Genomic DNA, 12211 nt, shown 5'->3' on the forward strand with positions numbered 1-12211 from the left:
CTTTACTTAAAACAAACCCACATTGTCTGGAATGTGGCTATGGGCGTCTGTTTCGCCCGAATCTACAGGAATTAAAATGAGCGAAAGCTTTGCAGAACTCTTTGAAGAAAGCCTGAAAACCCTCAATCTTCAGCCGGGTGCCATCATCACCGGTATCGTTGTCGACATCGACGGCGACTGGGTTACCGTACACGCTGGCCTGAAGTCCGAGGGCGTCATCCCGCTCGAGCAGTTCTACAACGAAGCTGGCGAGCTGACCATCAAGGTCGGTGACGAAGTTCACGTTGCGCTGGACGCGGTCGAAGACGGCTTTGGCGAAACCAAACTGTCCCGTGAAAAAGCCAAGCGCGCCGAGTGCTGGATTGTTCTGGAAGCAGCTTTCGCCGCCGAAGAAGTGGTCAAGGGCGTTATCAACGGTAAGGTTAAGGGCGGCTTCACTGTCGACGTTAACGGCATCCGTGCGTTCCTGCCGGGCTCCCTGGTTGATGTCCGCCCTGTGCGCGACACCACCCACCTGGAAGGCAAAGAGCTGGAATTCAAGGTCATCAAGCTGGACCAGAAGCGCAACAACGTTGTCGTTTCCCGTCGCAGCGTGCTGGAAGCCGAGAACAGCGCCGAGCGCGAAGCCCTGCTGGAAACCCTGCAGGAAGGCCAACAGGTCAAGGGTATCGTCAAGAACCTCACCGACTACGGCGCCTTCGTGGACCTGGGCGGTATCGACGGCCTGCTGCACATCACCGACATGGCTTGGAAGCGCATCAAGCACCCATCGGAAATCGTTAACGTTGGCGACGAAGTCGACGTACGCGTTCTGAAGTTCGACCGTGAGCGCAACCGCGTTTCGCTGGGTCTGAAGCAGATGGGCGAAGATCCGTGGGTAGCTATCACTGCCCGTTACCCAGAAGGTACTCGCGTACAGGCTCGCGTTACCAACCTGACCGACTACGGCTGCTTCGCTGAGCTGGAAGAAGGCGTTGAAGGTCTGGTACACGTTTCCGAAATGGACTGGACCAACAAGAACATCCACCCGTCGAAAGTCGTTCAGGTTGGCGACGAAGTGGAAGTCATGGTTCTGGACATCGACGAAGAGCGTCGTCGTATCTCCCTGGGCATCAAGCAGTGCAAGTCCAACCCATGGGAAGACTTCTCCGGCCAGTTCAACAAGGGTGACAAGATCACCGGTACCATCAAGTCGATCACCGACTTCGGTATCTTCATCGGCCTGGACGGCGGCATCGACGGTCTGGTTCACCTGTCCGACATCTCCTGGAACGAAACCGGCGAAGAAGCCGTACGTCGTTTCAAGAAGGGCGACGAGCTGGAAACCGTCATCCTGTCGGTCGACCCAGAGCGCGAGCGCATCTCCCTGGGCATCAAGCAGCTGGAAGACGATCCGTTCTCCAACTTCGTTGCTGTCAATGACAAGGGCGCTATCGTCAAGGGCATCGTGAAAGAAGTTGACGCCAAAGGCGCCATCGTCACTCTGGCCGACGATATCGAAGCTACTCTGAAAGCTTCCGAAATCAGCCGTGACCGCGTTGAAGACGCGCGTAACGTCCTGAAGGAAGGCGAAGAGATCGAAGCCAAGATCATCAGCGTTGACCGCAAGTCCCGCGTTATCAGCCTGTCCATCAAGTCGAAGGACGATGCTGAAGAGCGCGAAGCCATCCAGAGCCTGAAAAACGCTCCGGAAGCGGCTGCCGACACCACCATGGCTGCGCTGCTGCGCGAAGCAATGGCCAAGCAGAACTGAGTTCTGTTTGATCGGTAAAAAAAGGCGACCTTCGGGTCGCCTTTTTTTTATGCTGAAAGAAGGCCGTGTCGGGGGGTTGTGCGATGTTGAGTTTTGGCGACGTCATGGAAGGTCGCGGGCGCGATAACAATTTCCTGATTATTAGGCTGCTGGCAGCAACTGCCGTAGTGGTGGGGCATTCCTTTGCGCTCTCCTATCTGGAGTGCCTGAGTTGCACCGACCCTGGCCTGCTGCTGGGCATGCCGGTGCCCGTTCATAGCCTGGGCGTGGAAGTATTCTTCATGGTCAGCGGTTTTCTGATCGCGGCCAGTGGAGAAAAGAATAGTGCCCGGGATTTCTACCTGGCCCGCGCATTGCGGATCTTGCCTGGCTTGCTCGTATGCCTGCTGCTCATGGCCTTTGTGCTAGGGCCTGTCATTACCTCGCTGCCGCTTGATGAGTATCTTTCCCAGCGCCAGGTTTACAGGTATGTCTATAGCCCATTGCTGGTTTTCAAGGATGCCCAGTTTCTCTTGCCAGGGGTGAGCTTTACCCCGCGGTACTATGGGGCTTCGGTCAATGGCAGCCTGTGGACCATCCCCTTGGAAATGCGCATGTACGTGGTGCTGTGGCTATTGGTGCTGGTGGCCAAGGTTTGCCGGTGGCCGATGATGGGGTTGGCGCTTGCCGCGTTGGTGATCGCACTGGGGTTGCATACCCTGCATCCAGCCTTTGCGGAGTACCCGTTCAAGCTGGTGGTGTGCTTCCTGGCAGGGGCGGCGTTCTATTCGTGTCGGGCGGTGATCCCGTATACCAGGTGGCTGTTGCTTGCCTGCGTTGCTTTGTTCATCTTGGCCAAGGGTGGGCGCCTTGAGGTTTTTGCATTTGCCGTTCTGACGATGTACTGCACGTTGTACGTAGCTTATTGCCCGCAGTTGAAGCTTCCCTCATTTGTGGAGGATTACTCGTATGGCATCTACCTGTATGCATTTCCGATCCAGCAATTGTTGGCGTGGGCGATGCCATGGGCCGGGCCTTACTGGCTGATGTTGGCGGCCGTGCCAGCGTCCTGGCTGGCGGGGTATGTGTCGTGGGGGCTGGTAGAGAAGCCTGCCTTGGCGATGCGCAAACGCTTTTCCCGAGCGGGTTCCCGGCAGCAATTGGCATAGGCGTCTGGCTTCCAGCAGCTGGCGTATTCGCCCCTTCTCAGTGGGATAATGGTGTGTCCACCTCTCCGGAAACTGGCGCAATCCCCTGTGGGAGCGGGCGACGCGATGGGTGGTACCGGCTATGCCGGTGTTCGCGGGCGTGCCCGCTCCCACATGGGCTGTGCTGGCCTCAAGGCAGGTGATGTCCATGCGGGGGGGGCAGTGGTGCGGTCCATGTTCCCAATACTTGCACGATCCCCTTGTGAAGCGGCCCTGTGTTGCGAAAAGTCTGCTCTCAACAGGCCGGTACCTGGCTTCGAAGCAGGCAGCATCTCTACAGGGCCAGCGACCCAAGCCCGATTTCCAAAAGCCTGCATGATCCCTGTGGGAGCTGGCTTGCCGGCGATGAGGCCGGGCCTGCCAGGCGCCACCGGCTAGACCATTCCTGTAAAACTTCAATCTTGAATTTTTTTATTAAGTCAAGAACCACCCTGTTCAAATCCCTCCCAGCGTGCTACAAACTGGTTAAGCAATGATCTAGCTGCTTGATAACGAAGGGAAAAATATGACGAAGTCGGAGCTGATCGAACGTATTGTCACCCATCAGGGGCTGCTCTCGTCCAAGGACGTGGAGCTGGCCATCAAGACCATGCTTGAACAGATGTCACAATGCCTTGCCACCGGCGATCGCATCGAGATCCGCGGTTTTGGCAGCTTCTCGCTGCACTATCGCGCCCCTCGCGTAGGCCGTAACCCGAAGACCGGCCAGTCGGTCAGCCTCGAAGGCAAGTTCGTGCCGCATTTCAAGCCCGGCAAAGAGTTGCGCGACCGGGTCAATGAAGAAGAGCATGAGGCCCACACCTGATTCCACAAGGAGCAATCTGATGCGTAACCTCAAGCGCGCCCTGGCGGCGGTGTTCGTGCTGCTGTTGGCGGCTGTGGTGCTGTTCTTCGTGCTGGAGAACCAGCAAACCGTCTCGTTGGTCCTGTTCGGTTGGGCTGCCCCGGCCATGCCGGTCGCCGTGCTGGTTCTGGCCGCCCTGGTCATTGGCCTGGCAGTCGGTCCGCTGCTGGGTGCCTACGGCGTGCAGCGCAGCAAGCGCAAGATCAAGGCTTCTGCCCGTCAGGCAGCATTGAGCGGTAACTAAGGGTATTTCCTACAACCGTTTGGGAAATTGTCACCTATGCCAGCGCCGGCCGTCATGGAGTAATAACGCACTTCATTTTCGGCCCAGGCGAGTGTGCGCAGCATGGAATATCCCGTTCTTTCCCATCATGGTGGCACCCGCGGCGTCACGGGCTCCTGCCATCAACTGCACCTCGACCCGTTCACCAGCCTGCTGATCGATTGCGGCCTGGAGCAGGGCGCCGATGCCGCGCCAGGCGCACCATCGGCGCCACTCGGTTTCGACGTGCAGGGCATCCAGGCCCTGGTCATCACCCATGTGCATCTCGACCACGTAGGTCGCATTCCGGCACTGCTGGCTGCCGGCTACCGTGGTCCCATCCTGTGCAGCGAGCCGTCCGCCCGGCTGCTGCCACTGGTGCTGGAAGACGCCTACAAGCTAAGCATCAGCAGCGAGCCCGCCCAGGTGGCAAGGTACCTGGCGTTCATCCGCGACCTGATCGTGCCTCTGCCGTTCGAACAGTGGCACACCCTGGTCGAGCAAACAGGGCTCAACTGTCGCATTCGCCTGCAGCGCGCCGGGCATCTGCTGGGTTCGGCCTATGTCGAATGCGATGTGCAGCACGCGCAGGCCGGCACCCGCTACGTGTTCTCCGGCGACCTCGGCGCCTGTGGCAACCCCTTGCTGCGCCCAGTACAACCCCCGGAGCGAGCCGATGTACTGGTACTGGAAAGCACCTACGGCGACCGTCTGCACCCGCCTGCGGGCGACCGTCAGCAGCGGTTGGAAGCGGCCATCGACCGCGCCCTGGCCGACCAGGGCACGCTGCTCATTCCGGCCTTCAGCCTCGGCCGTACCCAGGAGTTGCTGTACGAGCTCGAAGGCATTCTTCATCGCAAGGCCTTGCTGAACAAGGGCGGACCGGCCCCCGATGACGACCCGCTTGACTGGTCGCAGTTGCCCATCATTCTCGACTCGCCCCTGGCTCAGCGCATCACCAGCGTATATCGGGAACTGCACGACTACTGGAATGCCGAGGCCCGGGCGCGCCTTGCCGAAGGGCGCGACCCGTTGGGTTTCAGCCAGCTTGTCAGCGTGGACACCCACGCTCGACACCAGCAGGTGGTCAATTACCTGAAGAGCACCGGGCGGCCGGCGATCGTGATTGCCGGCAATGGCATGTGCTCGGGTGGGCGCATCGTCAATTACCTGAAGGCCATGCTGGGGGACCCGCGACATGAGGTGATGTTTGTCGGCTACCAGGCCAAGGGTACGCCGGGCGCGGTGATACAGGCGAGTGAGGGGGCGGAAGGGTTTGTGCAGATTGATCTGGATGGGCAGATGTATGAGGTGCGGGCCAAAGTCATGACGTTGCCGGGATATTCCGGGCATGCGGACCAGCAGGGGCTGGCGCGGTTTGCCTTGAGTGGCCAGGTGCGGCCCGCGAAGGTAGTGCTGGTACATGGCGAAATGGGCGCCAAAAAGTCCCTGCAAGGGGCGTTGCGCCAGCAGGCTGAACAGGCGGGTGCCTGCCTGGAGGTCTCGATACCCTGAACCCTTGGTCTGACAATGCATGCTGGCCGACACCACGCGGGAACTAATCCCGCCAGGGTTTATCTACTGCGGCTAACCCCCGACGCTGGACTGGCTAGGTATTGGCATATTGCCGCTACACTGGAGATGGAGCGCGTGTCGCCAGTTTCCATGCAGTCGCTCGTGTTGTTTTGGTATGCCAGAAACCGTGCACAGTCAGACCCAAGGAAAAAACCAAGAAATGCGCAATGACGTCGAGCACCGCAGTAGCAATAGTGAAGAAGTAGATTTGTTGGAGTTTCTGGAGGGGGTATGGCGGCAAAAGCTGTTCATCTTTCTGGTGACGATTGCTGTCACTGCGGTTGCACTGGCTTATGCGCTGTTGGCCAAGCCGGTTTATGAGGCGAAAGTTTTTCTGGCAGCACCTTCGTCCAGCGATATTGCCGATCTGAACTATGGGCGCACCAGTCAGACTGGGCTCGAGCCTTTCACTTCGCGGAAGGTCTTTGACATCTTCGTCGAACATTTGAACGGTGAGACCCTGCGCCGGCAGTTTTTCAAGGAAGTGTACTTGCCCTCCATGCCGCCGGGGCAGGGCGCGCAAGGCGCATTGTATGCTGCGTTCAATGGCTCCTTTGACGTGGTGCAACTGGCCGGTGAGCCGGCGCGGGCCTATGTGGCCTTCCGAGGTCGTGACCCTGCCGTGGCGTCCGAGTGGGCTGCCGCTTATATCGACAAGGCTGGCGCGGCCGCCAAGGCCGAACTGTTGCACGATGCGACCAAGGAGGCAGAGGTCCGCGCCAGTGCGCTGCAACTGGAGCTCGACAACCTGCGGAAAAACGGTGAGCGGCAACGTGAAGACAAGATTACTCGCTTGCAAGAGGCGCTGCGCATTGCAACTGCCATTGGCCTGGAAAATCCACCGCTGATAGACGGTGAAGTTTCCAAGGCGTTGTCCTCGAAAATGGATGGCGAGTTGACTTACATGCGCGGGAGCAAGGCGCTGGCTGCGGAAATCAGTAATTTGCAACAGCGTAAAAGTGAAGATCCGTTCATTATCGAACTCCGCGATCTACAAACAAGACAGCAGTTTTACGAAGGGCTCGTGGCAGCAAAGCGCGATGTTAGTGTCTATCAGCTTGACGGCACGATAGAGCAACCAGACGTACCAGTTAAACCCAAGCGCAACTTGATAATTGCGCTAGGTGTGATTGTCGGACTAGGTCTCGGTTGCCTGATTGCAACGCTCAGATATACCTTGCAAAATCTGCAAAGACGCCGGGCCTGACCCGGAACATGAACATCAGCGCGCACGCTACATTTAGAGCGAGACATTTGCCGTGCAAACGGTGAAACTGCCGTAATAAAGGGGGCCAGCCTGGCTGGCCCCAACAAAAATTCATGCCAAAGGTTTGCCGATGAAGCTTGTTCAAACGAACATTCCCGATGTAGTCATAGTGGAACCCGCCGTGTACGAGGATGATCGCGGGTGGTTCACGGAAACCTTCAATGAAACCCGTTTTCATGGTGCATTGCTCGAGCTTGGCCTGAGCAAGCCCCGTGCGTTCGTTCAGGACAACCACTCCATGTCCCACCGCGGCGTCTTGCGTGGGCTGCATTTCCAGCGCTCTCCAAACGCCCAGGGCAAGCTGGTGCGTGTGGTGCGTGGTGCGGTCTACGACGTGGCCGTCGATATCCGTCCGGGCTCTCCGACCTTCGGGCAATGGGTAGGGGTGGAGTTGAGCGAGCGCAACAACCGCATGTTGTGGATCCCCGAAGGTTTTGCGCACGGTTTTGTCGCACTCGAGGACGAGACACACTTCCTGTACAAAACCACGGATGTGTACAACAAGGAAGCAGAAGGCAGTATCCACTGGGATGACCCCGACCTCGCGATTGACTGGCCGATGCGCGATGGCCTCATCGTCAGCGAAAAGGACAACCAGGCCCCATCGTTCCGGCATCACTTGAGTTCCGCCGATGAAGGCACCCTGGCCCAGGTCGAGCTTTTCAAGGTGCTGGGCGATCACCGCGGCCAGTTGGTGGCTCTGCAAGCCCTGGACAATGTGCCCTTTGCCATCCAGCGAGTGTACTACCTGACCGAGACGCTGCCCGGGGTTTCCCGCGGCTTCCATGCCCACAAGGAGCTCAACCAGTTGGCCATCTGCGTGTCCGGGCGCTGCCGGATGGTGATGGATGACGGTACCACCCGCACCGACCATTGGCTGGACGCGTTCAACAAAGGCATCCTGATTCCGCCCATGGTCTGGCATGAAATGCATGATTTCAGCCCGGATTGCGTGCTGCTGGTGCTGGCCGATGCGCACTACGACGAGGCCGACTACATTCGTGACTACACCACGTTCAAGGAGCTGAAACGCGATGCCTAGCATTCATCAACTGGCCGATGTGAAAAGCGATGCCATAGGTGAAGGCACCCGGGTCTGGCAATTTGTCGTGATCATGAAAGGTGCGCAGATCGGGCGTAATTGCAACATCTGCGCGCATACCCTGATTGAAGGCGATGTAGTGCTGGGCGATAACGTCACGGTCAAGTCCGGCGTTTACCTCTGGGATGGCACCCGCATAGCCGATGACGTATTCATCGGCCCCAATGCCACCTTTACCAACGATGCGATGCCACGTTCCAAGGTTTATCCGGAACAGTTCAACGGCATTACCCTGGAGCGCGGAGCCAGCATTGGCGCCAATGCCACCTTGCTGCCAGGTGTTGTCGTAGGCGAGTACGCCATGGTGGGAGCAGGGGCGGTGGTGACCAAAGACGTCCCGCCTTATGCCGTTGTCGTAGGGAATCCAGCAAAAATTATCAGGGTGATAGACCGCAATGGTTAAGTTTCTCGATCTACAGGGTGTGAATGCGCAATACCGTCAGGCATTGATTGATGCCTGCACCGAGGTCATCGACTCGGGCTGGTACATCATGGGCGAGAAGCTCAAGCAGTTCGAAGCCCAGTTCGCCAGCTACTGCGGGGTGAAGCACTGCATTGGCGTGGCCAATGGCCTGGATGCGCTGATACTGACCTTGCGTGCCTGGAAACAACTCGGCCGTATCGCCGAGGGCGACGAGGTGCTGGTGCCTGCCAACACCTATATCGCCACCATCCTCGCGATTACCGAGAACAAGCTGGTGCCGGTGCTGGTAGAGCCCGACGAGGCCAGCTTCAACCTGGGTGCACACAACCTCGCGCAAGCGCTGACCCCGCGTACCCGGGTGATCATGCCGGTGCACCTTTACGGGCGCCTGGCCGACATGCCGGCTATCAACGCATTCGCCAGGCAGCATGGCCTGCTGGTGCTGGAGGACTCTGCCCAGTCCCACGCTGCCGAACTGGATGGGCGCCGCGCGGGTGCCTGGGGTGATGCTTCGGGCTTCAGCTTTTACCCGGGCAAGAACCTGGGGGCGCTGGGTGACGCCGGTGCGGTCACCACAAATGACGATGCGCTGGCCGAGACACTGAAATCGCTGCGCAACTATGGCTCGCACGTGAAGTACATGAATATGTATCAGGGCGTGAACAGCCGCCTGGACGAATTGCAGGCTGCGCTGCTGAGCGTGAAGCTGCCGTACCTGGACGAAGAAACACGCTTGCGCCAGCAGGTTGCGCAGCGGTACCTGGCCGGCATCGACAACCCGGCCATCCAGTTACCTGACCCGGGCGTTGCCGGCCAGCATGCCTGGCACCTGTTCGTGGTGCGCAGCGAATGCCGTGAACAGTTGCAGCAGCACCTGGCCCAGCAAGGTGTACAGACCCTGGTGCATTATCCGATTCCACCGCACCGGCAGCAGGCCTATCCGCAACTGGCCGACCTGTCGTTGCCGCTGACCGAGCGGCTGCATGAGCAGGTGCTGAGCCTGCCCATGGATCCGACCTTGACCGAGTCCTCAATCCAGCACGTCATTGACGCCTGCAACAGCTTTTCGCGTCCTTGAGTGCCAGGTATGACCCTGATCAGAACTAGCCTGCTCAATGCCATAGCCGTTGCAGTAAAGATGGCCACCTTGCTTGGCCTCAACAAGGTGCTGGCCCTGTACGTAGGGCCGGCCGGGTATGCGGCCATCGGCCAGCTGCAGAATGCAGTGACCATGTTCACTACCCTGGCCAGCGGTGCCGTCAGCACGGGTGTGACCAAGTACACGGCGGAGTTTGCCGAACAGCCCGAAGAGCAACGCAAGGTGTGGAAAACCGCCGGCACATTGTCGGTACTGGTTTCGCTGCTGCTTGCGGTGCTGATCATCGTGCTGCGTAAACCTTTGGCCAGTTGGTTCTTCAATGATGAATCGCTGGCTTCGGTGCTGCTGTGGTTTGCCACCACCCTGGTGTTCTTTGCCTTCAACTCATTGTTGTTGGGGGTACTCAATGGCAAGAAGGATGTGCCCCGTTATGTGCTGGCCAACATCCTGGGCAGCTTGATTTCGCTGGTCGTAACCTGCGCGCTGACCATCCAGCTAGGGCTGTACGGTGCGCTGGTAGCCTTGGCCGTGTACCAGTCGTTGAGCTTTGTGGCCACCTTGCTGATCTGCATGCGCACGCCCTGGTTCCACCTGGCGGACTTTTTTGGTGGCCTGGACCGGCAGGCCCTGGGCCGGCTGTCGAAGTTCGCGCTGATGGCTGTGGTCACGGCCTGCTCCCTGCCGGTTTGCCATGTGTTCCTGCGGGACTACCTGGGCAACACCTTCGGCTGGGAGCAAGCCGGCTACTGGGAGGCCATGTGGCGCCTGAGTTCGGCGTACCTGATGCTGATCACCACCACCCTGGCGGTTTACTACCTGCCGCGGCTGTCCGAACTGGCAGATGCCGGCGAGCTGCGCCGGGAGATCCTGCAGGGCTACAAGCTGATCCTGCCCATGACCATTCTCGCTGGGCTGGTGATCTACCTGCTGCGCGACTTCATCATCCAGGTACTGTTCTCTGAATCGTTCCTGCCAATGCGCGAGCTGTTCGCCTGGCAGATGGTCGGCGACAGCCTGAAGATCGCCAGTTGGCTGATGGCCTACCTGATGCTGGGCAAGGCCCTGACGCGGCTGTACCTGGTGACGGAAATCCTCGCCACCCTGTCGCTGTACGGCTTGACGGTGTACCTCACGCAGCTTTGGGGTTACGAGAAGGTCACGCTGGCCTATGCAGTCAATTACCTGTTGTACGCGATTGTCATGTACTTCACGGTTTTCCGGCGTTTGCCGTCGATTGTCGCTGATTCGGCACGGAGCTGAGCAATGAAGCAAGTGGTGGAGCAGCTGCAGGCTCGGATACTGACGGCAGCGCCGGGACCGGCTTTGACCCAGGCGCAAGTCTATGGCGCGCTGCTCTGGGCCGTGGACCTGGACATCTACGAGGCTGCCGCGCTGGAGCGCCACCTGGTGGCCCGGTGCGCCAGCCAGGTCACGCTGCCGGCTGCCAGCAACGTATCGCGCGGCTGCCTGCATGTGGTCAGCGAACCCTATATGCAAGGCGGGCATACCCGGCTGATGGAGCGCCTGGCGCACATGCACGAGGGGCCTGTGGACCTGCTGGTCGCGCGCAGCGCCAAGCCCCAGGTGCTCGAACGCCTGGCAGGCTATTTCGCCCATATCGAGGTGGCGCGCGGCGATGACCCGTGCGCCCGCCTGCAGTCCATCGTCGACACCCTGGCCCAGTACGACAAGGTGGTGTTGCACATTCACCCGGACGACATCATCACCACCGTCGCCTGCGGCCTGCTGAAGCAACAACGTGGCGCCGCGCTGACAGTGTATTTCGTCAACCATGCCGACCACGTGTTCAGTTTTGGCGCGTCGGTGGCCGACGTGTATTTCGAGATCAGCGCCTACGGGCACCATCTGGACAAGAAAAAGCACCTCACCTGCCAGAAGAGCTTCCTGGCGATCCCGATCGAGACCAGCGGCGCCAAAGTGCCGGATGCCGTGCCAACCCACGAGCGGATCAAGGTGTTCAGCGCTGCCTCGGCGGCCAAGTACAAGCCCCACGGCGGCCTGGACATGCGTCCGTCGATCACGGCGATTCTTCAGCGTTTCCCCAATGCCGAGTGCTGGATCATCGGTGCCAACCCCCTGACCAACACCTGGTGGTGGACAGTGAAGCTGCGCTACCCCAAGCGCTTCTTCATCCGCCGTCACCTGCCGTACAAGGACTACCTGGCCTTTGCGGAAAAAGCCGACTTCTACCTGGACAGCTACCCTATACCCGGTGGCACGGCGTTCGCCGAGCAATTGCTCAAGGGCCGGCGTTGCGTGGGGCTGGTGGCGCCGATTCAGGGCTATTCCCCGGCAGACGGCCTGAAGGTGGCTAGCATCGACCAGCTGCTGGCCAGCATCGAACAACCCCGGCCCAGTGCCTCGGTGGTGGAAGCGGTGCAGCGGGTCAACTCGCTGGAGTCGGTGAAAGCGCGTTACCTGGCTTGCATCGAGCGGGGCGAATTCAGCGAGAACGAACTGGCAGCCATGTTGCCGTGGACGGGCAACCTCGATTTCATGAAACCGACAGGTAAGGTCACTAGCATGATCCCTGCGGATGTCTTCGATGCCCTGTGCCGCATAGACACGAACCTGGCGTTGCGAACGCTGTTTGCCTACGCCTGGGTGCCGAGAATCAAGCTCTTGATCAAGGTAACGCTGTTCCGGCTGGCCAGGCTGACCAGAGCGCGAGGGTGAG

11 protein-coding genes are annotated in these 12211 nt (G+C 59.4%); all 11 read left to right on the forward strand.

Annotation, left to right across the window (positions count from 1 at the left end; genetic code table 11):
• Positions 1–76: 76 nt before the first annotated feature.
• The 11 genes from rpsA (at position 77) to V3314_RS10430 (ending at position 12210) form a co-directional block, all read left to right on the forward strand.
• Positions 77–1753 (forward strand): 30S ribosomal protein S1, encoded by a 1677-nt coding sequence (rpsA, locus tag V3314_RS10380; RefSeq protein ID WP_003252673.1) that lies wholly within the window; start codon positions 77–79, stop codon positions 1751–1753.
• Positions 1754–1836: 83 nt separating this feature from the next.
• A complete protein-coding gene (locus V3314_RS10385; protein WP_196182689.1) occupies positions 1837–2901 on the forward strand; it encodes an acyltransferase in 1065 nt (354 codons plus the stop codon).
• A gap of 544 nt (positions 2902–3445) precedes the next feature.
• Positions 3446–3745, forward strand: a complete 300-nt coding sequence (gene ihfB, locus V3314_RS10390; RefSeq protein ID WP_013971456.1) for an integration host factor subunit beta — start codon at positions 3446–3448, stop codon at positions 3743–3745.
• 19 nt (positions 3746–3764) lie between these two features.
• Positions 3765–4028 carry a lipopolysaccharide assembly protein LapA domain-containing protein gene (locus V3314_RS10395; RefSeq protein WP_046615541.1) on the forward strand — a complete coding sequence of 88 codons (264 nt, stop codon included), beginning with the start codon at positions 3765–3767 and terminating at the stop codon, positions 4026–4028.
• A gap of 102 nt (positions 4029–4130) precedes the next feature.
• The gene (locus tag V3314_RS10400) at positions 4131–5561 is read left to right on the forward strand and encodes an MBL fold metallo-hydrolase (RefSeq protein WP_046615566.1); all 1431 of its coding nucleotides are present in this window, start codon (positions 4131–4133) and stop codon (positions 5559–5561) included.
• A 220-nt stretch (positions 5562–5781) separates the two neighbouring features.
• Positions 5782–6828 (forward strand): Wzz/FepE/Etk N-terminal domain-containing protein, encoded by a 1047-nt coding sequence (locus V3314_RS10405; protein WP_046615540.1) that lies wholly within the window; start codon positions 5782–5784, stop codon positions 6826–6828.
• A gap of 130 nt (positions 6829–6958) precedes the next feature.
• Positions 6959–7930: a dTDP-4-dehydrorhamnose 3,5-epimerase gene (gene rfbC / locus V3314_RS10410; protein ID WP_046615539.1), complete on the forward strand. Its 972-nt coding sequence runs from the start codon at positions 6959–6961 to the stop codon at positions 7928–7930.
• On the forward strand, positions 7923–8393 hold the full coding sequence (locus V3314_RS10415; protein ID WP_046615538.1) for an acyltransferase: 471 nt from the start codon (positions 7923–7925) through the stop codon (positions 8391–8393). The genes rfbC and V3314_RS10415 overlap by 8 nt, the downstream gene beginning before the upstream one ends.
• The gene (locus tag V3314_RS10420; protein ID WP_046615537.1) at positions 8386–9492 is read left to right on the forward strand and encodes a DegT/DnrJ/EryC1/StrS family aminotransferase; all 1107 of its coding nucleotides are present in this window, start codon (positions 8386–8388) and stop codon (positions 9490–9492) included. Before V3314_RS10415 ends, V3314_RS10420 begins: the two co-directional genes overlap by 8 nt.
• 9 nt (positions 9493–9501) lie before the next feature.
• Entirely contained in the window at positions 9502–10773 is a 1272-nt protein-coding gene (locus V3314_RS10425) for an O-antigen translocase (protein WP_046615536.1), read from the forward strand.
• Between the two features lie 3 nt (positions 10774–10776).
• Positions 10777–12210, forward strand: coding sequence for a hypothetical protein (locus V3314_RS10430; RefSeq protein WP_046615535.1), 1434 nt, complete (start codon positions 10777–10779; stop codon positions 12208–12210).
• The last annotated feature ends 1 nt before the right edge of the window (position 12211 follow it).

Origin of the sequence: Pseudomonas sp. TE3-3-F2023 (genome assembly GCF_036784815.1) — a bacterium.
GTDB classification, from domain to species: domain Bacteria; phylum Pseudomonadota; class Gammaproteobacteria; order Pseudomonadales; family Pseudomonadaceae; genus Aquipseudomonas; species Aquipseudomonas pudica.